The sequence below is a fragment of the Acinetobacter sp. B-6 genome, from assembly GCF_056930735.1.
The window spans coordinates 60,969-85,128 of the sequence record NZ_JBXPBY010000015.1 but is presented as its reverse complement, the minus strand read 5'-3'; the positions used below and the strand labels follow the sequence as shown (position 1 = coordinate 85,128).

Annotated in this window: 12 protein-coding genes; 7 read left to right on the top strand and 5 right to left on the bottom strand. The window is 40.1% G+C overall.

Features of this window, described 5'->3' with window-relative positions; translation table 11 throughout:
• Positions 1-170: 170 nt before the first annotated feature.
• Positions 171-3,860: a methionine synthase gene (gene metH / locus AC1Z3T_RS17145; protein WP_100884599.1), complete on the bottom strand. Its 3,690-nt coding sequence runs from the start codon at positions 3,858-3,860 to the stop codon at positions 171-173.
• 558 nt (positions 3,861-4,418) lie between these two features.
• Here metH and AC1Z3T_RS17140 point away from each other — a divergent pair.
• From AC1Z3T_RS17140 to AC1Z3T_RS17130, 3 genes are all read left to right on the top strand, one after another.
• Positions 4,419-11,051, top strand: coding sequence for a YadA-like family protein (locus AC1Z3T_RS17140; RefSeq protein ID WP_419320868.1), 6,633 nt, complete (start codon positions 4,419-4,421; stop codon positions 11,049-11,051).
• 500 nt (positions 11,052-11,551) lie between these two features.
• Entirely contained in the window at positions 11,552-13,177 is a 1,626-nt protein-coding gene (locus AC1Z3T_RS17135) for an inorganic phosphate transporter (RefSeq protein WP_004827988.1), read from the top strand.
• Between the two features lie 193 nt (positions 13,178-13,370).
• The gene (locus AC1Z3T_RS17130) at positions 13,371-14,828 is read left to right on the top strand and encodes a capsule assembly Wzi family protein (RefSeq protein WP_100884601.1); all 1,458 of its coding nucleotides are present in this window, start codon (positions 13,371-13,373) and stop codon (positions 14,826-14,828) included.
• 76 nt (positions 14,829-14,904) lie between these two features.
• Here AC1Z3T_RS17130 and AC1Z3T_RS17125 read toward each other — a convergent pair whose 3' ends face one another.
• Entirely contained in the window at positions 14,905-15,351 is a 447-nt protein-coding gene (locus tag AC1Z3T_RS17125) for a GNAT family N-acetyltransferase (protein WP_100884602.1), read from the bottom strand.
• Positions 15,352-15,500: 149 nt separating this feature from the next.
• Between AC1Z3T_RS17125 and cysD the strand changes: the two genes are divergently transcribed.
• The 3 genes from cysD (at position 15,501) to AC1Z3T_RS17110 (ending at position 18,793) form a co-directional block, all read left to right on the top strand.
• Positions 15,501-16,409 (top strand): sulfate adenylyltransferase subunit CysD, encoded by a 909-nt coding sequence (gene cysD, locus AC1Z3T_RS17120; RefSeq protein WP_026040334.1) that lies wholly within the window; start codon positions 15,501-15,503, stop codon positions 16,407-16,409.
• Between the two features lie 128 nt (positions 16,410-16,537).
• Positions 16,538-18,151 (top strand): sulfate adenylyltransferase subunit CysN, encoded by a 1,614-nt coding sequence (gene cysN, locus AC1Z3T_RS17115; protein ID WP_419320871.1) that lies wholly within the window; start codon positions 16,538-16,540, stop codon positions 18,149-18,151.
• 459 nt (positions 18,152-18,610) lie between these two features.
• On the top strand, positions 18,611-18,793 hold the full coding sequence (locus AC1Z3T_RS17110) for a hypothetical protein (RefSeq protein ID WP_100884604.1): 183 nt from the start codon (positions 18,611-18,613) through the stop codon (positions 18,791-18,793).
• A 98-nt stretch (positions 18,794-18,891) separates the two neighbouring features.
• Here AC1Z3T_RS17110 and AC1Z3T_RS17105 read toward each other — a convergent pair whose 3' ends face one another.
• Together AC1Z3T_RS17105 and AC1Z3T_RS17100 are read right to left on the bottom strand one after the other, a co-directional pair.
• Positions 18,892-19,440 (bottom strand): DUF2239 family protein, encoded by a 549-nt coding sequence (locus tag AC1Z3T_RS17105; protein ID WP_100884605.1) that lies wholly within the window; start codon positions 19,438-19,440, stop codon positions 18,892-18,894.
• 172 nt (positions 19,441-19,612) lie between these two features.
• The gene (locus tag AC1Z3T_RS17100) at positions 19,613-21,115 is read right to left on the bottom strand and encodes a long-chain fatty acid transporter (RefSeq protein ID WP_419320873.1); all 1,503 of its coding nucleotides are present in this window, start codon (positions 21,113-21,115) and stop codon (positions 19,613-19,615) included.
• Between the two features lie 272 nt (positions 21,116-21,387).
• Between AC1Z3T_RS17100 and AC1Z3T_RS17095 the strand changes: the two genes are divergently transcribed.
• Positions 21,388-22,380 (top strand): NAD(P)H-quinone oxidoreductase, encoded by a 993-nt coding sequence (locus tag AC1Z3T_RS17095; protein ID WP_058971955.1) that lies wholly within the window; start codon positions 21,388-21,390, stop codon positions 22,378-22,380.
• A gap of 121 nt (positions 22,381-22,501) precedes the next feature.
• Here AC1Z3T_RS17095 and AC1Z3T_RS17090 read toward each other — a convergent pair whose 3' ends face one another.
• Complete coding sequence (locus AC1Z3T_RS17090) at positions 22,502-23,512, bottom strand: zinc-binding alcohol dehydrogenase family protein (protein ID WP_046760060.1); 1,011 nt, start codon at positions 23,510-23,512, stop codon at positions 22,502-22,504.
• Positions 23,513-24,160 lie beyond the last annotated feature (648 nt).

Genomic DNA, 24,160 nt, shown 5'->3' with positions numbered 1-24,160 from the left:
ATTTCTAAATTTTTTTATCATTATAAAATTCAAATACTTAAAACTTAATTGTAATATTGTATCAAGAATTATAAATCTATTTTTTTAAAAGAGAGAAGAATATTAATTCGCCTGATTTATATACAAGCCCCCTCTTTTTCAAAGAGGGGTTAGGGGAGATTTAAATAAACCTAAGAAACCGAATCATCCAAGTTCGGAGCTAACCAACGTTTCGCTTCATCCAAAGTCCAGTTCTTACGCTTTGCATAATCCTCAAGCTGATCTAATGCAATCTTACCAACATTAAAGTATTCAGACTGTGGGTTTGAATAATAGAAACCACTCACACTTGAAGGTGGCCACATTGCAAAACTGCTGGTCAATTGGGTACCAATCTTATCAGTCGTACCTAACCAATCAAACAAAGATGCTTTTTCAGAATGCTCAGGACAAGCAGGGTAGCCTGGTGCAGGACGAATACCGACATACTTTTCTTTAATCAATTCTTCATTTGAGAGTTGTTCATCAGCTTGATAGCCCCAGAACTCTTTACGAATACGTTCATGCAAATGTTCAGCAAATGCTTCAGCAAAACGGTCACCTAAGGACTGAGCAAGAATGGCAGAGTAATCATCCCCTTTGGCTTTGTACTCATGTGCCATTTCTTCTGCGCCAAAAATTGAAACGGTGAAACCACCCAAGTAGTCTTCAGCTTGTGCTTTGGTTGCCACAAAATCCGCCAACGATAAATTAGGTTTCCCGGTCACTTTGTCAGACTGTTGACGGATATGATGGAAAGTATGGGTGGTATTTGCACCAGACTCATCATAGACTTCAACTGAGTCCGCCGCTGAACGATTGGCAGGATAAATTCCAAATACAGCACGCGCATCAAAGCGTTTATTTTCAATAATGTCTTTGAGCATCGCTTGAGCTTGATTATACAAATCAGTCGCAGCTTCACCGACCACTTCATCTTGTAAAATTTTCGGGAATTTGCCTGCCAAGCTCCATGAAATAAAGAACGGCGTCCAGTCAAAGTAATCGACTAATTTTTCAAGCGGGTAGTTGGTGATGGTTTGTAGACCGATAAAGTTTGGTTTTACTGGTGGATGAGCCGCAAAATCAATTTTTAACCCATTCTCTATTGATTCAGCATAAGACAGCTTGGCAGCTTTGGGCTGTTTGTTGGCAATACGCTCGCGTACTTTTTCATATTCAGCACGATGTTCTGCGACAAATGCCGGCTTCATTTCTTTGGATAATAATGTTGTCGCAACACCAACTGCACGAGAGGCGTCGGCAACATAAATCACTGCATCATTTGAATATTGTGGATCAATTTTTACCGCAGTATGTGCTTTCGATGTTGTTGCACCACCAATCAGCAATGGAATCTTAAATCCTTTACGTTGCATTTCTTTAGCGACAAATACCATTTCATCTAAAGAAGGAGTAATTAAGCCAGATAAGCCGATAATATCAACTTTTTCATCAATCGCGGTTTGTAGAATTTTTTCACAAGGAACCATAACACCAAGGTCAACAATGTCATAACCATTACAGCCAAGCACCACGCCCACAATATTTTTACCAATATCATGAACATCGCCTTTTACTGTTGCCATCAACACTTTACCTTTAGATTGGCTTCCTGTTTTTTCAGCTTCAATGTACGGGTTTAGCCATGCAACAGCTTGTTTCATGACACGTGCAGATTTTACTACTTGCGGTAAGAACATCTTACCTGAACCAAATAAATCTCCAACAACGTTCATCCCGTCCATCAATGGACCTTCGATGACGTCCAATGGGCGTTTCGATTTTAAACGAGCTTCTTCGGTATCTTCATCAATAAAAGTGGTGATGCCTTTAACAAGGGCATATTCAAGGCGTTTTTCAACAGTTTCATTACGCCACTCAAGATTTTCAACTTGTTTTTGAGCAGCACTTTGACCACGGTATTGTTCTGCAACTTCGAGCAGTTTCTCAGTTGCATCTTGACCACTTGCTCCCTGATTTTGGTTGAGAATCACATCTTCAACCGCATCTTTTAATTCTTTTGGAATATCATCATAAATTGCCATTTGACCGGCATTTACAATTCCCATGGTCATGCCTTGTTGAATAGCATGATATAAGAATACAGAGTGAATGGCTTCTCGCACAGGTTCATTGCCACGGAACGAGAATGAAACGTTTGAAACACCGCCAGAAATCATGGCATGAGGCAAGTTTTGTTTAATCCAGCCCGTTGCTTCAATAAAGTCCACAGCGTAGTTATTGTGTTCTTCAATCCCTGTTGCTACAGCAAATACGTTCGGGTCAAAAATAATGTCTTCAGCAGGAAAGCCGACTTCATTGACCAATACATCATAAGAACGTTTACAGATTTCACGCTTACGTGCAGCTGTATCCGCCTGACCTGTTTCGTCAAATGCCATGACAATAATCGCAGCACCATATTGACGACATAGGCGTGCTTTATGCACAAACTCGTCATAACCTTCTTTTAAAGAAATCGAGTTTACAACAGGCTTACCTTGAACACATTTTAATCCTGCTTCAATGATTTCCCATTTTGATGAGTCAATCATGATTGGAACTTTGGATATTTCAGGCTCGGATGCAACCAGATTTAAAAAATGCACCATTGCATTTTCCGAATCCAACATTCCTTCATCCATATTAATGTCAATGATTTGAGCACCTGCAACCACTTGCTGTAAAGCAACGTCGAGTGCCTCTGCAAAGTTTTCTTCACGAATTAAACGTAAGAATTTTTTAGAACCTGTGACGTTGGTACGTTCACCGACATTGACAAATAAGGAGTCATCGTAAATGTTGAATGGCTCTAAACCACTTAAACGACAAGCAGGTTTGGTTTCAGGAACTTGACGAGGTTTGATGTCTTTTACGGCATGATAAATCGCACGAATATGATCTGGTGTGGTACCACAACAGCCGCCAGTAATATTAATCAAACCACTTTCAGCAAACTCTTTTAAAAATGCAGCAGTTTGTTCTGGCGTTTCATCATAACCACCGAAAGCATTGGGTAAACCTGCATTGGGATGCGCTGAGACAAAAACATCTGCAACATCTGAAACAGTTTTGACATGTGGACGCATGGCATCTGCACCCAAAGCACAGTTAAAGCCAATTGACAATAAGTCGCCGTGGCGCACAGAGTTCCAAAAAGCTTCTGCTGTTTGTCCTGTCAGTGTACGACCTGAAGCATCTGTGATGGTTCCTGAAATCATCAATGGCAGTTCATGACCAAGTTGTTTAAATACCTCTTTTACTGCAAAAATTGCAGCCTTACAGTTCAAGGTATCAAATACAGTTTCGATCAGAATAATATCTGCACCGCCCTCAATAAGCGCATGTGTAGCTTCGATATAATTGTCTTTAAGCTCATCAAAGGTAATGTTACGAAAAGCAGGATCATTCACATTGGGCGAGATAGAGCAGGTACGTGATGTAGGACCCAATACACCTGCGACAAAACGTGGTTTATCAGGTGTTGAGTATTTTAAACATGCTTGTTTGGCAATACGCGCAGCTTCACGGTTGATCTCTGGAACCAAGTCTTCCATATGATAGTCAGACATGGATACACGTGTACCATTAAAGCTGTTGGTTTCAATAATGTCTGCACCAGCGTCCAAGTATGCTTCATGAATCCCTTGGATAATGTCAGGCTGTGTCAGCACCAAAAGATCGTTATTGCCCTTGAGATCAGATGCCCAATCTGCAAAACGCTCACCTCGATAATCTGCTTCTTCCAGTTTATGGCGTTGGATCATGGTTCCCATCGCACCATCAATTATGAGAATACGTTGGGCAAGAAGCTCTTTTAACGTGGTAAGCGTAGACATTCAAACTCTCAATAAAATCGGATTTTAAAAATAGCGCTATGTTATCAGAATGTAGCGCGGCAAGGTATTCATCTTTGTCGATATGGATGATTTGAAAAATGAATGAATTTGATTAATTTTCAACTAAAAATAAAGATAAATTTAGAAAGTAAGTATAAAACAAAATAATGATTTTAATCACATTATTTAAAAAAAATGTTATTTATTTTGAATTTTGAATTGTGGCAGAAGTTGTAAACTTGCTCAATGAATCACAAAATAATAAATGTGTTACATCTAAAATATAATCGATGATAAATGACGATGATTATCAAACCAAAATATTAAAAAGTTGATGATTATCAAAGAAACTTTGGAAAATGGAAAATCATAGCTGATCAAACAAAAGTTGGTTTTTTACTTTAAAAAGTGTACCAGAAAGTCAAATATTCATTCCAAAAAATCAATCATTTTCAGGTATGGCTGATTTTTTCGCATATGTTAGTAAAAGCATTGCAATGCCAATAAATAATGTTAACTATTACTCAGAACTATTCTAAAAACTTACGGTAATTATCAATGAATAAGACATATAAAGTTGTTTGGAACGAATCATTAGGCACATGGTGTGCAATTTCTGAAACTTCAAAGGTTCGCGGTAAACGCTCTACTGGTAAAGCTGTCGTTGCCGGAGCCATATTGGCTGTTTCCGCATTAACTGTATCTGGTATGTCCTTTGCTGCGAATCCTGATCACTATATCAGTGTCAACGATGGTGGTACGCAATCAGGCAATTACGATAATGACGGAGCAAAAGGTCAAAATTCGGTTGCTGTAGGTGTAGATGCAGTTACAGGAACAGTTGGAAATGACATTGCCATTGGTTCTGGTGCGCAGGCGATGGGTGGACGTGCGGTTGTCATTGGTTTAAATGCAGGTAGTGGCAATGTGTCGGATGGGGACGCAAATGTACTCATCGGTATGAACGCAGGTGCCAACAATGATGGTCGTTGGAATACAGCAATTGGTTCGAACAGTGGCTTTAACATCAAAGGCGAAAGAAATACCGCTTTAGGTGACTATGCGGGTCGTGATGTTACAGGGAGCGGCAACATTGGATTGGGGGCGAGTGCTGGTGTAAGCGTTACAGGTGAAACGAACCTTGCTGTTGGTATATCGGCTGGTGGAACAGTCAAAGGTGACCATAACGTTGCTTTAGGTCGCACGGCAGGGGATGATGTCATTGGTACTGGTAATGTCGCAACAGGTTTAGATTCAGGCAGTATTGTACGAGGCAGTGTCAATGTGTCTTATGGTCAGGGATCTGGTCGTAGTGTGACGGGGGACCGAAATACAGCTATGGGTCTGAATGCTGGTAATGGGGTTTCGGGTAACGACAACGTGGCAATGGCTTGGGGAGCAGGTTACGAAGTAGCAGGGCGTGGCAACCTTGCTCTGGGGGCACTGACAGGTCGTACAGTAAATGGTAATGATAACATTGCAATTGGTAGCCAGTCTGGCACAAAAGTTAATGGTTCTCGCAATATTGCACTTGGTGTTCAATCAGGACAAGATTTAGATAACGTCAACGATGCCACTAGTCTAGGCAGTAGTGCTAAAGCCAATGCAGACAATGCAATCGCGATAGGTAAAGGCGCAAATGCTTCTGCAACAAGTAGCATTGCATTAGGGAGTGGCAGTACAGCTACGCTAAAAGGTGGTGTTGCAATTGGTGATGGTGCTTATAGTGGTGGAAAAAACTCAGGTGGTTCAATTGTTATTGGTGGTGCCATTGATCAAAGTGATTATGCACCAGCTTTAAACGGTGCAAGAAATGATGAAAGTGCGCAAGCTTCTATCGTCATTGGTTCTGGAGCAAGTAATAAAGGTGCAATAGCAACTATAATTGGTACTGGAGCAAGCGCTGGTGTTGAAGGGGGCAGCACGGTTATAGGTAGTTTCGCTTCTTCTACAACAACTGGTACTGCAATAGGTGGTTCCGCAAAAGTAATGGGGCGAAACGGTACGGCTATAGGGCAAGAAGCTGTTGCCTATAATGATGGGGTGGCACTAGGCACATATTCCATAGCGAACCGGGATGCTGGCACCTTAGGATATGATCCCAGTAGCAAAGGTATAACTGTTGCAGGTTCTAATATCGCTAAACTTTCAGGTGCAATGAGTGCTGTTTCAGTAGGTGATGCGAATAAAAAAATCTATCGTCAAATTACTAATGTCGCGGCAGGTACAGCAGATACGGATGCTGTTAATATTGCACAACTTAAAGCGGCACAAGCCGCAGCTGAAACCCACTATGTCAGTGTCAATGACAATGGTACGCAAGGTGCTAACTACAACAATGATGGCGCAAAGGGTAAAAACTCGATTGCCATTGGGATTGGTTCAAAAGCAGAAAATGAGAATACTGTTGCGATTGGTTCAAATGCAGTTGCAAACTATGTGCCTATACCTGGATTTACGGACAAAGCTGTAGCGATCGGTTCTGACGTGAGTGCAAGCAATCGCCATGCTGTGGCAATGGGACTTCAGAGTGTTTCTTCGGGTTTGAGTAGTACTGCGATTGGTCTTGGAAACCAAGCAACTGGATTAAATTCAGTTGCAATAGGTAATAAAAATAGTGTTACTGGTGAAGCCTCTAGTGCTGTTGGTTATGATAACTCAGTTATAACAGACCAAAGTGATGTGTTTGGGCATAGCAATCGTGTGATTGGTGGGGCAGCAAATCTTATTGCGGGAAGCAACAATACGCTTTTAGGGAGTGCAGCGACAGCGATTGGACAAGGTAATAATGTTTCTGGAAATTATGCAGTTGCATTAGGGTACAACAACCAATTGAAAGGAGATGGGTATGCTGTCGGTTCAAGCAATACTGTTTCCACGCTAGCGATTGCAATGGGACGTGGCAATACAATAAATGGTTTAGGTGGTAGCGCTATTGGGTTTGATAATCAAATCCTCGGATGGTATTCCCACGCGGTTGGTACAGGTAATACCATTGGCGAAGACTTTAGTTTTGTTTTGGGTCGTAATGTGACTACCACTCAAAGAAATAGCGTGGTTCTAGGCAATGAATCTACGGATCGTCCTGCAACCGCAGTCAGTAAAATGACCATTAACGGTAAAGACTATACTGTTGCAGGAGCTGGCTCTGCGACAAATGGTATTGTTAGTGTAGGTAAAGCAGGCGCTGAACGACAAATCATCAATGTGGCAGCGGGTGAAGTCAGCGCAACCAGTACCGATGCGGTGAACGGTTCACAACTTTTTGCGACCAATAAAGCCATTGCAGACAGTCAAACCCACTATGTCAGCGTTAATGATGGCGGCACTCAAGAAAACAACTTTAATAATGATGGGGCGCAAGGTGCAAACAGCCTTGCAATCGGCGTAGGCGCTACAGTTGCAGCAGGTGGTAATGATAGTATTGCAATTGGATCAGGTGCTCAAGCTGCGGCTGGAAGAGCTGTGGTGATTGGTTTAAATGCTGGTGTTGGTAATATCAATGATGGTGATGCCAATGTACTTATTGGTATGAATGCTGGTGCCAACAATGATGGTCGTTGGAATACCGCAGTGGGTTCTAATAGTGGCTATAACACAAAAGGTCAAAGAAATACCGCTTTAGGTGACGACTCAGGTCATGATGTAACAGGTAATGGAAACATTGGATTAGGTGGAAGCGCAGGAAACCGTGTAATTGGTGAAACCAATCTTGCTGTTGGTGCATCGGCAGGTGGTAGCGTGGTGGGAAGCCATAATACTGCATTGGGTAGAACTGCTGGTGTAAATGTAACCGGAGACTTAAATACTGCAACTGGACTTGATTCAGGTAGTACAGTTTTAGGAAATGATAATGTTGCTTATGGTCGTGGTTCAGGAAACCAAATTAAGGGAAGTAACAATAGTGCAGTTGGAGGCGGATCAGGCTATCAAGTTTCAGGTAATTACAACGCAACTTTAGCTTATGGCGCAGGTGCCTATGTAACAGGTAATGCGAATACTGCTCTAGGTTTTGTTGCTGGAAATAAAGTTAATGGTGATTCAAACATTGCCATTGGAGGTGAAGCGGGAAGTCGGGTGAATGGTAGCCGAAATGTTGCGCTAGGCTTACAAGCAGGGCAAGATCTTGATAATGTAAACGATGCTACTAGCTTAGGGAGTGGTGCTAAGGCAGCAGTTACTGGAAGTGTCGCATTGGGATCGGGTAGCCAAGCGATTCGTAATGTTGGTAATGAGACTGCCTATCTACCAGTAGGCACAACGATTGCTGGAGCGAATGCCGTTGGTGGTGAAGTATCTGTTGGTACAATTGGTCGTGAGCGTCGTATGACTAACGTTGCTGCAGCAAGTCAAGACACAGATGCGGTAAACCTTTCACAACTTAAAGCAGCTCAGGCAGCAGCAACTACCCATTACCTCAGCGTCAATGACGATGGAACACAAGGCGGAAACTACAATAATGATGGGGCGATTGGTAAAAACTCAATTGCAATTGGTGTAGCCTCAAAAGCAGAGAACGAAAATAGTGTTGCCCTTGGGACTAACGCTGTTTCAAACTATGGTGGTATTGCAATCGGGAGTGGAGTTAAAGCCTCTAATGGTGGTTCAACGGTTATAGGTAGCAATAGTGTTGCTTTAGCAAATAATGCACATGTTATTGGTACAAATAACCGTTCTGAGCAACAAAATAGTAGCATTTTAGGGAATGAAAATCAGATATTGACCTCAAGTGGTACAAGCCTTGCCATTGGAAACAACAATATATTAACCAGTGGTGGTGCAGCAACTTTAGGATTTGGTAACCAAGTTTCAGGCGCTAGCACGCTTGCGCTTGGTACTGGTAATAATGTGACAAATATGAATACTACAGCGGTTGGAATCGGAAATCAGATTTCAGGAAATGGCAGTATTGCATTGGGAACAGATAACACTGTTCAAAGTGATTCATCTGGGATTTTAGGTAGATATAACCAAGTTAATAAAGGTAGTGTAGCCTATGTTCTTGGACAGGCAAATAATGTTAGTGGTAGCTCTTCTGCTATAGTGGGTATCAGTAATATTGTTGCAAACAACAATACCTTTGTATTAGGTAATCAAGTTACTACTACTCAAGATAATAGCGTTATATTAGGAAATAAATCTACAGATCGAGTAGCGACTTCTGAGTCAAAAGTCAGCATCAATGGTCAGGACTATGCCTTTGCGGGTGTAGGCTCTGCGAGTAATGGTGTGGTCAGTGTTGGTAAAGTCGGTGGTGAACGTCAGATCATCAATGTGGCGGCAGGAAAAGTCAGCAGTGACAGTACCGATGCAGTGAATGGTTCACAACTTTATGCAACCAATCAAGCGATTACCGAAGTAGGAAAGTCGGCAGCGGTAGCAAAAACTGAAGTTGTAGAAGGTGATAACATTGTTGTGACCGAAACTCAAGGTAAAAATGGTCAAAGTGTTTACAACGTTGCAACTGCGAAAGAAGTGAGTTTTAACAAGACTACAGTAGGTAAGGTGATCACCGACAGCGCAACAGGTAAAATCACAGGTTTGACTGCGGGTGAAGTCAGTGCGACCAGTACAGATGCGATAAATGGTTCACAACTTTATGCAACTCATAAAGCGATTGCAGACAGTAAAACCCATTATGTCAGCGTCAATGATGATGGTGTGCAAGCAGATAACTACAACAATGACGGTGCAACTGGTAAAAATGCACTGGCAGTCGGTGTAGGGAGTAAAGCAGCAGGTGAAAATGCTGTAGTGATTGGTTATAACAACAATGTTGCACAAGATAAAACGGTTGCATTAGGTAGTTCGATCACCACCACTCAAGCCAACAGTGTTGTATTAGGCAATGAATCCACAGATCGTGCTGCAACTTCTGAATCTAAAGTGACCATTCTTGGTCAGGACTATGCCTTTGCGGGTGTAGGCTCTGCGAGTAATGGTGTGGTCAGTGTCGGTAAAGTCGGTGGTGAGCGTCAAATCGTCAATGTTGCAGCGGGGCAACTCAGTGCAACCAGTACAGATGCAGTCAATGGCTCACAACTCTATGCGACCAATCAGGCAATTTCATCATTACAAGGTCAAGTGGGTGGCGCAAAAAGTACTGTAACTGAAGGCAAAAATACCACCATCACTAAAACCACCAATGCAGATGGTTCAACTGATTACCAAGTGGCAACCAAAGATGATGTGAGCTTTGACTCAGTCACCGTAGGTAACATCAAAGCTGATGCACAAAGCAATAAGATCAGTGGGTTGGCTGATGGCGAAGTGAGTGCAACATCCAATGAAGCTGTTAATGGTAGCCAACTTCATGGAACTGCTGAAAGTGTTGCCAATGTTTTGGGTGGCAATGCAAAAGTTAATGCAGATGGTACTGTCAGCACCAGCAATATTGGCAACACAGGTAAAGACAATGTGCATGATGCCATTGCTTCATTACAAGGGCAGGTAGCAGGTTCTAAGACCAGTGTCTCTGCGGGTAAAAATACTGTAGTGAACAGTAGTACCAATGCAGATGGATCAAATAATTATCAAGTGGCTTTGGCAGATGACATTAACTTGAACTCGGTAACTGCAAATCAAGTTACAGCCAATCAGGTAAAAGCAGACCAAGTGATTGCCAATCAAGTCATGGCAAATCAGGTCAATGTCGGTAAAGTGACTATTGATGGGACCAGTAATAAAGTCAGTGGTTTAGCCAATGGTACGATTAGCAAAGACTCTACAGATGCGATTAATGGTTCACAGTTGCATCAAACCAATAGCAATGTTGCACAGTACCTCGGCGGTGGCTCAACATTGAACCAAGATGGTTCAATCGGAGCACCAACGTACAATGTTGCTGGTGGAACTTATCATAATGTAGGGGATGCTTTGGGTGCAGTCGATACACGTGTTAGCAACCTTGAACAAGCGTTCTACAATACCAACAAAAATTTAGATGATTTACGCAACGATACCTATGCAGGGATTGCAGGCGCAATGGCTGTGGGTAATTTACCGCAACCAACTGAAGCAGGTATGAGCATGATGAGTGCGGGTCTTTCAGGTTATCGCGGTGAAACAGCCGTCGCAGTGGGTATTAGTGCGATTAGCGACAGCAACAAGATCATCTGGAAAATGGGTGCTTCTGCAGATAGCCGTAGCAATATCGGCGGTGCTGTATCGGTAGGCTACCAATGGAAATAATCTAAACAGGAAGTTTTGATTTCAGCATTTTTCATGTGACTCCCTCAAAACTTAGTCCCTCCGGGGACTGAGTTTTTTATAGTTATATTTTTCGAGTCTAAGCGAAAGTTGGCTTTAAATTTGCACCTTTATATTTTGTATAACGCTAAATTGTATTGTCGAAATTTAAGCAAAGCTTATTCAAAAATAGTGTTTGTTTTTTCATCAAATTGTCACAAATATCGCAGATACTGAGTGGAAATATTGGTCACCTGTCATATTTGACGGAAATATTACAAATATTATTTCAGGGTGAAATGTAAAAATTTACTCAAATTAATTTTATTTAATTATTTTAAATCATTGAATAAAATAAATAAAAATATAGATTGAGTCGCAAGTATTGCGAAATACTGAAGTGAAAAAAGTAAAAAATTCACTTCATTGGGGAGCTATTTGTCATATAATTGTCACAATTTAATTGAACAATAAGCGCATTCTAATATTCGCTTACCTTCTGCATGAATTCGAATTTACCTCCCGTCTCAGATTCTGCATCATCGTCTCAAGCTGCTAAATCGACGAATGTGCATGTACCTACACCGAAGTTTTTTATGCCGGTGTTTCTGACGATTATTATTGCAACCTTGATTTATATCGGGGTGCAAGTTAGTGCAGATTTAGCACATGTTCCACCTTTAAGTCTTTATTCAGTCATTCTTTTAGCGACTGCTTTATTCATTGCTTTAGGCTTTGAGTTTGTAAATGGTTTTCATGATACTGCTAATGCTGTGGCTACCGTGATTTATACCAACGCCTTACCTGCACCAGTTGCAGTGATGTGGGCAGGTTTCTGTAATTTTCTTGGGGTCATGGTTGCAAGTGGTGCTGTTGCATACGGGATTATTGCATTACTTCCTGTTGAATTAATCATGAATGTGGGTAGTGGTGCTGGCTTTGCAATGGTTTTTGCAATGCTGATTGCTGCAATTCTCTGGAATCTAGGAACTTGGTTTTTAGGGATTCCTGCATCGAGTTCTCATACCTTGATTGGTTCAATTTTAGGTGTCGGAATCATGAACTACATTTTGCACGCATCCAGCGGTGCAAGCGGTGTAGACATGGATCAAGTTATTAAAGTCGGCAAAGCATTGTTGTTTTCTCCTTTAATTGGTTTTGCCTTTGCAGCAGTGGTCTTCCTGATTGTTAAAAAGCTGTTTAAAAAGCAACTTGAATTGTTCCAACCACCAGAAGGTAATAAACCACCACCACCTTTGATTCGTGCAATTCTTATTTTTACCTGTACAGGGGTAAGTTTTGCGCATGGTTCAAATGATGGTCAAAAAGGTATGGGGCTGATCATGCTGATTTTGATTGGTATTGTGCCTTTGGCTTATTCTTTAAACCGTGGTTTGGACCAACAGCATTTACAGTCATTCTCACAATTGTCTGGTCAAACAGCGACAGCGATTTATGCAGAACATGCTGATATTCCAGATGAGCAAGCTCGTGCAACGATCACGAAGTTTATTCAAACCAAAGAGTTAAATCCTGCGGTTGTTCCTGCTTTAGCAAGTTTGACCGATCATTTGGGTGAGCGTGTAGGTCAGTTTGGAAATCTTCAGGATATTCCAGAAGCTGAAGTATCATCTTTACGCAATGATATGTACTTAAGTACAACAGCATTCAAGCGTTTGGATAAAGCTGATCAACTTCCAAAAATGGATGAAGCTCAAGCTAAAGTTGTAAAAGATTACCGCAAGAATCTCGATTCATTCTTACAATATATTCCAAACTGGGTAAAAGTTGCTGTTGCCTTGGCTTTAGGTCTAGGTACGATGGTGGGTTGGAAGCGTATTGTGGTGACTGTGGGTGAACGTATTGGTAAGCATCATATGACATATGGTCAGGGCATGTCTGCTGAACTGGTAGCAATGTCAACGATTGCTGCTGCGGATGGTTTTGGTTTGCCTGTATCAACAACCCATGTCCTGAATAGTGCGGTTGCAGGAACGATGGTTGCCAACAAATCTGGCTTAAATTTTGCGACTGTCAAAACCATTCTTTCTGCTTGGATCTTTACTTTACCTGCAACCATTTGTTTATCAGGTGGATTGTTCTGGTTATTGTTAAAAGTATTTAATTAAAAGCAGTCGTATTGATTTTTCTGAAAAAGAATGTTGGCTGTCATGGCATTTAAAATATTTAAAAGTGTACTTCGGTACACTTTTTTCAAATGGTGTATGCGTTTTTGCAATGCGAATAACACAATTTCACCATTGAAAAAAACTTTTAAAATAACTATGGTGTGGCAGTAAATCACACTTGAGAAAAATGAGCATGTATTTAAGAAAAGCACTGTATGCTGCTGTGTTATTTGGAATGTCTTTACCTGTTTTGGCTCAGGGAATTGTATTAAATAATCAAGATATCCGTACAGATTTAAACTGGTTAAATCAACAAGGTGTGATTCAAATCAGCACTTCAACTTGGCCAATGAGTGGTGATGAAATTCAACGTGCATTATCTCAAGCAAAGATTTCGAACAACACACAACAAAAAGTTATTGATTCAATTCAAAATGCATTAAAAGCTGATAATCAAACAGCAAAACTGGGTTTATTTGCAGAAACAGATCAAAAAAATATTCCGCAAGCTTTTGGCGATCGTGAAAAAGCACAATATGTTGGTTCACTTGAGTTTAATGGTGGTGGTGAAAACTGGGATGCCAAGCTGCGTGTGAATGGCGAAAAAGATCCTCAGATTGACAATCGCCGTGATGTCAATGTTGAAGGCTCATACATTGCTGGAAAATTGTGGAATCAATGGGTGATTGCAGGTCAAATTCCAACTTATTGGGGACCTGGGCATGATGGAAGTTTGATTCGTGGTGATGCCAGCCGTCCAGTCTACGGTTTTACCGCGCAACGCGCTGAACAAAAAGCTTTTGAATCTAAATGGTTGTCTTGGATTGGACCTTGGCAATATCAAGCTTTTGCTGGACAGTTAGAAGATTATAAAGCCGTGCCTGATGCTAAACTTTTAGGTTTCCGTTTGACAGCTCAGCCTTTACCTTATTTAGAATTAGGTGCTTCGCGTATTTTGCAATGGGGCGGTGATGGACGTCCAGAAAGTTGGAGCTCACTTTGGAATGCAATCAAAGGGAATGATAACTTTGAAAACGGTGATGAAGATAAATCCAATCAAATCGCAGGCTTTGATGCTCGTTTAAACCTTCAATCCTTATTAAATGTTCCAGTCAGTTTTTATGGGCAATATGTGGGTGAAGATGAAGCAGGGCTTTTACCATCTAAGAAAATGTATTTAGCTGGCGCAGACTACTCTACAAGTTTTAAAAATATGCCGGTTCAGTTTTATGCTGAATGGGCTGATACAACCACGAATGGTGATCCACTCGGAATTTCTTATAGTCATCGAATCTATGGAGATGGTTATTATCAGCAAGGTTTCCCACTTGGACATGCAATGGGCGGGGATGGAGAAATGATTTCCTTAGGTGGTAATATTCGCTTTGATGTGATGAATCGCTTATCAGGACGTTTAATCTATGCCAAAGTAAATCAATCAGCTGGAATATTTGGCGATCATGAAATCAATCTCGCATTTCCAGAAAAGGATAAGATTAAAGCTTTAGATTTAACATGGACGCATTATATTAAACCGACCATGCCTTTAAAAATTAATGGTTGGGTCAGTGATTCGGATGTACACGGCAACGATGCTGGTGCTTCTGTAGCAATTGAAATTCCTTTAGATAAATCGTTATTGGGTCATTAAGTTATCTTGATTTGAACTGTATACCATTGGTTCTTGAGGTATACAGTTCAATAAGTTGAATAAACCCATAATCTGATCAAGCCAATGCTTTTTTATATTGAATAAACCCTGTTTTAGCCGCAATACGATCATATAAATATTGAGCAGTGATATTAGATGCTTGAGTCAGCCAATAGATGCGATCAAATTTGCCATTACAGACCTGATAACAATGCTCAATTAATTGCCGAGCTAAACCTTGATTTCTAAATTGTTCTTCGATGAAAAGATCCTGCAAATAACAATAGGGTAAATTCGTCCACATACTTGGATGAGAAATCAAATGTACAAAGCCAACCACTTGACCATTTACTTTGATGGCAAAGCCAAACATATCCATTTGATCAGGATTTGTGATTCGCTTCCAAGATAATCTTATTTGTTCGTCGTTCATTTGTGCATTATAAAATGTTAAATAGCCCTGCCAAAGGGGGAGCCATTGCTCAAAGTGAACTTCTTCTAAGGCAATAATTTGTGTAGACATCGCGATCTCATATTTTTTTGCTTATGATGTTTTTATATATGAATATAAAAAAACAAGCAAAAGGGTTAGCGTGTAAATCACTATAATGAATATAAATTTTAATATGTGTAATAAGTACACGTTTTTGTGAGCTGGTGCTGTCAATGCCTATATCTGAGGAAAGACTTACTCATCTTAAACAGCTTGAAGCTGAGAGTATTCATATTATCCGTGAAGTTGCTGCTGAGTTTGAAAATCCAGTGATGCTTTACTCAATTGGTAAAGACTCAGCTGTCATGCTGCATCTTGCTTTAAAAGCATTCTATCCTGCAAAACTTCCTTTCCCACTGTTGCATGTCGATACAGGTTGGAAGTTTAAGGACATGATCAAATTCCGTGACAACATGGCAAAAGAACACGGTTTTGACCTGATTGTGCATCAAAACAAAGAAGGTAAAGATGCTGGCGTAAATCCATTTGATTATGGTAGTTCAAAATATACCGATATTATGAAAACCCAAGGTTTAAAGCAGGCTTTGGATAAATATCAGTTTGATGCGGCATTTGGTGGCGCGCGTCGTGATGAAGAAAAATCACGTGCAAAAGAACGTGTTTATTCTTTCCGTGATTCGAAACATCGTTGGGACCCTAAAAACCAACGTCCAGAACTTTGGAATCTTTATAACGGTAAAGTCAATAAAGGTGAAAGTATCCGTGTTTTCCCATTGTCAAACTGGACAGAGTTAGACATTTGGCAATATATCTATCAAGAAAGTATTCCTTTGGTGCCACTATATTTGGCTGCTGAACGTCCAGTGGTTGAACGTAGTGGTACGCTGATCATGGTGGATGATGAGCGTATGCGCTTAAAAGAAGGTGAAGTTCCACAAATGAAATCGGTACGTTTCCGTACTTTAGGCTGTTATCCATTAACAGGTGCAGTTGAATCAACTGCAACAACATTGCCCGAAATTATTCAAGAAATGCTTCTAGCGACGAGCTCAGAGCGTCAAGGTCGTATGATTGATCATGATGAGGCTGGTTCGATGGAGAAGAAAAAGCAAGAAGGCTATTTCTAAGTATTTTTATATGAATCTCCCCCTAACCCCTCTTTATAAAAGAGGGGGAACTCCAGCAAGAAAATGGAGGATTTGGGAGGATTTAAAAATATAGCAACCGATTTCAAAATATTGTGGAGCTTTGAGCAATGTCTCATCAATCAGAATTGATTAGCCAAGATATCTTGGCATATTTAAAACAGCATGAAAATAAAGACTTACTGCGCTTTTTAACATGCGGTAATGTAGATGATGGTAAATCAACGTTAATTGGTCGTTTGCTTTACGACTCAAAATTGATTTACGAAGATCAATTACAAGCCGTGACACGCGACTCTAAAAAAGTAGGCACTACAGGTGATGCACCAGACTTGGCATTGCTTGTTGACGGTCTACAAGCGGAACGTGAGCAGGGGATTACCATTGATGTGGCTTACCGTTATTTCTCAACGGAAAAACGTAAGTTCATCATTGCCGATACACCTGGGCATGAGCAATACACGCGTAACATGGCAACAGGTGCATCGACTGCTGACCTTGCGATCATTTTGATCGATGCTCGCTATGGTGTACAAACGCAAACTCGCCGTCATACTTTTATTGCAAGCCTTTTAGGGATTCGCAATATTGTGGTTGCGATTAACAAAATGGACTTGGTTGAGTTTTCTGAAGCACGTTTCAATGAAATTCAAGTTGAGTACAACAATTTCGTTAATCAATTGGGTGATCGTAAACCTGCCAATATCATCTTCTCGCCAATTTCAGCGTTGAACGGTGATAATGTTGTGAACAAATCACCGAATACGCCGTGGTATCAAGGTCAAACTTTGATGGAAACGTTGGAAACGGTTGAAATTAGCCATGACGTTAGCAAACATGAATTTCGTTTCCCTGTGCAATACGTCAATCGCCCCAATCTCGACTTCCGTGGTTTCTGCGGTACGATTGCATTAGGAGAAGTGAAGGTTGGCGATGAAATTGTAGCTTTACCTTCAGGCAAGAAATCAACAGTGAAAGAAATTGTCACTTTTGATGGTAATTTAACACATGCAATTGCTGGTCAAGCAGTGACTTTGACCTTGAATGATGAAATCGATATTTCTCGTGGTAATGTTTTGGTCAAAGCAGGCGAGCAACCGCTCATTTCACGTTCTGCTCGTGCGACGGTCGTATGGATGACTGACCAGCCTTTAGTTTTAGGCAAACTTTATAATGTGAAGTTCGGTACACAAACGATTCCTGCGAAAGTTGCAAAAATTAACTATCGTACCAATGTGAATACCTTGGAAAAAATTCAAGTTGAACAGCTTGATTTAAATGCGATTGCTGATGTAACGATTGAGTTTGATGCGCCTGTTGTATTTGATCGTTATCATGACAGTCGTTATACAGGTTCATTCATTTTTATTGATCGTTTAAGCAACGTCACTGTCGGTGCTGGTATGGTTGAAGCGGCAGTTGAGTGGACTGCACATAATGAGCCTGTGACTGCTGAAGCACGTGCTGCACGTTTAGGTCAAAAACCAGCGGTTGTTGCAGTCACTGCACAAGCACTTGAAAATGCACAAGCACTCGAAAGCTTGTTGATTCAGCAAGGTGTTGTTGCGATTGCAAAAGCAGGGCTATCAAGTGATCAAGTCAGCTTACTCCGTCAAACAGGTGTTGTGGTGGTGACTGATGTTGAACAGGGTGCTGATGTAGCATTTGCTCAAGAAGCAGTTGAAGAATTGGCTGAGAAAATTGTGGAATTGGTTCGCCTTTAATTGTTTAAATATATTTAAATAGACCCGCCTTATGGCGGGTCTATTTTTGAAAGAAATGATAGTGAGTACGCTTAATACAGAGAACAAGCTTTATCTAGAATAGCTTTATACCAATCAATATTATTCACTCAATATCAATGAATGTTTTTTTTAATTTTTTCATCAGCCAATTTTAACTCATGTCGTTATCGTGGTTGGCGGCATGGATGTCGCCATCAGTCAAAGGCGATATGGATATCTCCTTTGACTTGAGCAAAACCAAGCATTGATTTTATTAATCTAGAAATTGTATTTACTGTATATGTTTTTAACAGATTGGCTATATTGATCATGTCATTGAACAAATAATATGATCATCATATAAGCACCGCTATGAAATTGAATAAAAACAGAGTAAGTACAGTAAAAATTAAAAAATTTAGTTTTAATTTAGCTCAAGCTCTAAGTGGATAGAATGTAATGAAAGTATTTTTCCTTGTCATGATCGTTTCTGTATTAACAGCTTGTGCGTCAAATCAATCTAAAATATATGAACCGACCAAAGAGTGTCGTCATTATCATGCAATGATGACAGCACCGATGGATTCAATGGCGATGCAACGCTTAAAACAGGCTTGTGATGATTCAGAAAAGCAGAGATAACAATGCGTTATATATGACGGTAATACAATACTTTGAAAAAAATAGCTCATAAAAAATGCTCTCGTCCAATGGGCCTAGAGCATTTAAGGATGTTTTCCTTAAAATGCATAATTTGATTTAGCCAATAAATATGTCTTGATATCTTCAGGGCAATTTTCAATTAAAGCAATAAAGCTTTCTTGATTGTCTCGATACAAAGCTCGAGCGGCTTCTTCATAATTGGGGATATTGCTCGACATAGCAGACATAAAGCGATCTATGGCTTGTTTTACCATCATTTTATTACTTTCAGAATGCGGATTATTGAGTTCTTGATCAATCAATTTTCGAATAACTGCTGATGCACTCGAGTTTTGCTGATCTAACCAATTCCAATGTTTTTCTTGCAAGGTGATTTCACGAGAGATGACTCCCAACTTTGGTCGTCCCACTTTCTTGATCACTTCAGGCTCGCCATAACGTTGCTGGATATCAAGTTCAGAACCCATGATATTGACATCAATCTGCTGACCTGTCTGATCATTAAAAATCAGAACTGGTGTAGAGATATTGCCTTGTTGTTTGATCATCAGTGCGACATTAAGCAGTTGATCACTGATTAATTGCTGATGACCGATAAAGGCTGTGTAGGTTAGTTCAGTATTCATTTTAAAACCTATTGGTATTTTATCTGGGTAAAAATAATTTTCGATTGGATATTATCAGGGTAAAATACAAATAGCAATCAAAAAATAACCAAGTTTTGAGATGTCCCAAATTTAGACCATAAAAAAAGCATGTAAAACGTGAAGAATTACATGCTTGTTAAAATGAAATAGCTTAGAAGCGATAACCCATTTTTAAGCCATAAGCGATTGCATTGTTGTCTTTAAATTCAGCCACATGTGCATCAGTACCGACTTGTGAAGAGGTTTGTGCTTTAGCATCGCCGAGCCAGAAGTATTTTACGCCGCCCGCGATAAAGGTGGCTGGTGTTGGACTGTATTGAAGACCCAGGCCAACATTCCAATAACCTTCAGTGGGTCCTAACGTGGTGACAGGGTTACCTGCTCCAGAGTCCCAACCCACTGAAACATTCCCAGCCCAATGATCATTGACTTTACGACCGACACCCACTGTTGCTGAGATTTGATCATCATAATAATCTGCTAAATTAAATCCATTTGGCTTTCCGACCAAAGGTCCTACTGCTTCCGAAACTGCACCAAACTTAACTGGGCGAATAACAAAATCTTTCCAGTTTACCCAACGTAGATTTGCAAAAGCCACCGTATTTGCCATGATTCCTGTTTGGAAGTCTAAGTTGACTGATTGAGGGGTGGTAATACGTGTTTTACCATTGGTATTTTGGACCTTATCAATTGCAGCCTGACCGCCAGGAAGTAAAGCCAGCGCACCTAATGCTGAAATATTTTCTTGCACATTCGTATCATGATCAATTTCAGAGCGATAAGTGACAGATGCTTTTAATGCAATTTCAGGAATTTGGAAAGCGACACCTGCTAACCAACCTACACCGCTGGTTTCTTTGATCTTGTTGTCATAGCCATTAAATACACTATAAGCTTGACCACGAAGACTGACTGAACCTTTTACAGTTTGGTAAACACCACCCCCATAAATATTGAAGTTTTTATTGGGTTGAAAACCAAAAACCATCGATAAGTTTTGAGAATCCACTTCTACTTTGGTATTGCCTTTACCTAGACTGGCATTGGCTGCTGCAATACCTTGATCCACTTTATTGGTAATACCATTTTGTACTACGGCATCAACGCCTGCTTTGATTGTTGAGTTAGTATTGTATTGGCTAATCATTTCAAGCAATTTAGCTTGCCCAGCAGGAGTGGAAAGATCCTCCCCCTGACCTTGTAAAACAAGACCAACACGTTGTTGTACAGACATGTTATTAAATGTGGAGTTAATTGTACTGGTTCGTAATGCGCTTAAACGTGCCTGTGGTAATACCGTATCATTTGGAGATGAAACAAAGACATTTTGACCACTGTATGCTGCATCTGCTCCAAAAGGTTGGTCATATAACAAACCGAATGAAACATTGTCTGTGACTTGTAACTTGATTGCTGCTGATGGAAAATAATAGTCATCTCCCATGTCTGAAATATGTCGACGACTTTCCGATGTGTCCGCTTCACGTCCTTCTACAGTGGGATCTAAAACAGAGATACCTGCTTCAAAATAATTACCTGGCTGTAAAAATGCTGACATAGACTGTCCTGATCTATCTAGAGCTGCTGCGTACAGTGCAGAGCTTGGAAGATAAATAGACATCATTGCGATGAGTACTTTATTGATTCGCATATTTATCGTCTCCTTGACAATATACTTTGAAATTATTTTTATAGCGCTTTATTGATTAATGCTTAATCATATTCATTATGATCAGTTTGAACATATCAAAATTAGAGTTTGAATCAAGTACTAAATGATAAATTTTTGATAAAAAGTTTTTTTATTTTTTCTTATGAATTTTAAGATGATTCTTTGTAGACCTTGGTGGAGAAATATTTGCAGATCTTTAGGTTTATGTTCAAATATCGAGAGCATTAAATTCACGAACTAGGAAAGGAAATATGTCATCGAATCGTATGAAACAAGTCATTATTACAGAGCCGGGCGGTGTAGAAAAACTCGCATATGAAGATGTGGCAGTTCCGCAACCTAAAGCAGATGAAGTCTTGGTAAAGGTTTATGCTTTTGGGATTAATCGCCCAGATATTTTGCAAAGACAAGGCTTATATCCAATGCCCAAAGGGGTTACACCAGTGCCAGGACTAGAAGTTGCTGGTGAGGTCGTTGCGATTGGAGAAGATGTGAGCTTATTTAAACTTGGAGATAAGGTCTGCGGACTGACCAATGGTGGTGGCTATGCAGAGTATTGTGTTGTACCAGAATCTCAAACCATTACGATTCCTGATACGGTGAGCTTTGTTCAAGCTGCGGCAATACCTGAGACCTTCTTTACCGTATGGGCGAATGTGTTTCAAATGGCACATGCCAAAGCAGGTGAAACACTTTTGGTACACGGTGGGGCAAGTGGTATTGGTACGACTGCCTTAATGTTAGCGCAATCTTTAGGTTTGAAAAGCTTTGCGACCGTTGGTTCTGATGAAAAAGTCGAAGCGATTGGGCATTTAACGGATGCGATCAACTATAAAACCGAAGATTTTGAAAAAGTGATTCTCGAAAAGACTGAAAATGCAGGAGTTGATATTATTCTTGATATGGTCGGGGCACCCTATCTAGAGCAAAATTTAAACTTGCTCCGAAAAGATGGACGTTTGGTCTATATCGCTTTTCTCGGTGGTGCTAAAGCTAAAGAGGTCAAATTGGGACAAATCATGATGAAACGCCTCACCATTACAGGATCGACGATGCGCGCACGCAATACAGCTGAAAAAGCTGAAATTGCGCAAGGCTTAATGACCCATGTTGCTCCACTTTGGGCGAAAGGTGAATGTTTACCGATGATTTATAAAACATTTCAATTTGATCAAATTCAAGCTGCTCATGCATCAATGGATACGGGTGAGCATATTGGTAAAGTTGTCGTAGAAGTCATTTAAAACTTTATGATGAGTATCATCATTTTAGTCTCTTTGATGATTTAAAAGTAGTTGATTAATATCGCTTAAATCCTTGCACATAGATTTAAGCGATCAATAAAAATCAGCGTGATTCAGAAAATCAAAAACCTTCCAAAACGATTTTACCAATGCTTTGTCCCGACTCAATCATCTTGTGTGCTTGAGTTACATGCTCTACATTGATTGTGCCCAAGTTTTGTCCCAACGTCGTTTTAATCCTATGGTCATCAATTAATTTGGAAATTTTATTGAGAATGTCACCTTGTCGTGTCATATCTTTGGTCTGAAATGTAGAACGAGTGAACATTGACTCCCAATGAATAGACACAGATTTGATTTTAAAAGGATTAATAACAAAGTTCTCAGGGTCATCAATCAAACCAAAATGCCCCTGTGGTGCAATTAAATTGGCAATTGCCTGTGTATAACGTCCAGTGCCATTGATTGAAAATACATAATGCGGTGAACCAATATTGAGGTCTAAAATTTGCTGTTCCAAGGGTTGACTGTGATCTACGATAAAATCCGCGCCAATTTCTTTTAGCCAAGCTTTGGTTTCTGGTCGAGATGCAGTGGCGATTACAGTAAATTCAGTTAATACTTTGAGCAGTTGAACGGTAATTGATCCGACACCGCCTGCTGCGCCAATCACTAAAATGATAGGCTTTTCTTGTTTGGTATCTTGAATCTTTAAACGATCAAATAACATTTCATAAGCGGTTAAAGACGTTAAAGGTAGAGCGGCAGCCTCGGCATTACTAATGGATTGAGGTTTTAAACCTACGATGCGTTCATCTACCAATTGATATTCTGCATAAGAACCTTGTCTTTGGTTAGAGCCTGCATAAAAGACTTCATCGCCGACTTTAAAATTTTGAACTTTGTCACCAATGGCTTTAACAATCCCGACTGCGTCATGACCCAAAATTTTCCATGTTTCATTGTCCGGTGAGGTGCGTAGGCGCATTTTGATATCGACAGGATTAATTGAAATCGCTTTGATTTCAATTAATAGGTCGTGACCAGTTGCGACTGGGGTATCAATTTCAATTTCGGAAAAAACATGGGTTTCAGTAATTGCTAAAGGTTTTTTATAGGCAACAGCTTTCATGAGGTTCACTATTTTTTATTGCGTTATCAAATCAATAGCAAAAAAAAAGCGTAGATGAAAGCATAAATTTGTGAGTAGATGATTATTCTTTAAATTTAAATGAGTATCTTTAACCTGAGTTCGATAAAAATCCTTGATGAAAAATGATACAGTGAAACTGCCTGATTATTCATATAAGTGATTTAGATGATTCATTTATTTTGTACTTTTTGAATCATAGATGGTCTTGCTATCGTGAGGCGACATGGATGTCGCCATGTTGAGCGGGGGTATGAGGGTGTACCCCTCGCTCAACGAAAGATTTTTGTCACTTTTCATCTCTGAAAAGTGAGGCATCGCCGACGCAAAAGAATTTAAACTTTAGAAGTAAAGCGTGGCAGTGCAAGCTTTAGATCATCAAACAATCTATTGATCGCTTTCATTTTATTGATCAAGAGAAATGAAACGCTATTGATGGTTGCGCTTGCGGAGCTCCGCTCCTCATCCTAAAATTGGATGAAAATCCAACAAGTATCTGCATAGATTTATTATTTTTCAATGAGTTGAATATTTAATTGCATCGAACTCACGTTATTTCTAATAAAAAATTCGACCATAAAAAATCAAAACTAGATTGAAGAAAATTCATGAACTGTAAAAGTAGGGTAT

Excerpts from the sequence above, each read along its gene's own strand:
- metH (WP_100884599.1), bottom strand. The coding sequence starts at position 3,860 with ATGTCTACGCTTACCACGTTAAAAGAGCTTCTTGCCCAACGTATTCTC.
- AC1Z3T_RS17140 (WP_419320868.1), top strand. The coding sequence starts at position 4,419 with ATGAATAAGACATATAAAGTTGTTTGGAACGAATCATTAGGCACATGG.
- AC1Z3T_RS17135 (WP_004827988.1), top strand. The coding sequence starts at position 11,552 with ATGAATTCGAATTTACCTCCCGTCTCAGATTCTGCATCATCGTCTCAA.
- AC1Z3T_RS17130 (WP_100884601.1), top strand. The coding sequence starts at position 13,371 with ATGTATTTAAGAAAAGCACTGTATGCTGCTGTGTTATTTGGAATGTCT.
- AC1Z3T_RS17125 (WP_100884602.1), bottom strand. The coding sequence starts at position 15,351 with ATGTCTACACAAATTATTGCCTTAGAAGAAGTTCACTTTGAGCAATGG.
- cysN (WP_419320871.1), top strand. The coding sequence starts at position 16,538 with ATGTCTCATCAATCAGAATTGATTAGCCAAGATATCTTGGCATATTTA.
- AC1Z3T_RS17110 (WP_100884604.1), top strand. The coding sequence starts at position 18,611 with ATGAAAGTATTTTTCCTTGTCATGATCGTTTCTGTATTAACAGCTTGT.
- AC1Z3T_RS17105 (WP_100884605.1), bottom strand. The coding sequence starts at position 19,440 with ATGAATACTGAACTAACCTACACAGCCTTTATCGGTCATCAGCAATTA.
- AC1Z3T_RS17100 (WP_419320873.1), bottom strand. The coding sequence starts at position 21,115 with ATGCGAATCAATAAAGTACTCATCGCAATGATGTCTATTTATCTTCCA.
- AC1Z3T_RS17095 (WP_058971955.1), top strand. The coding sequence starts at position 21,388 with ATGTCATCGAATCGTATGAAACAAGTCATTATTACAGAGCCGGGCGGT.
- AC1Z3T_RS17090 (WP_046760060.1), bottom strand. The coding sequence starts at position 23,512 with ATGAAAGCTGTTGCCTATAAAAAACCTTTAGCAATTACTGAAACCCAT.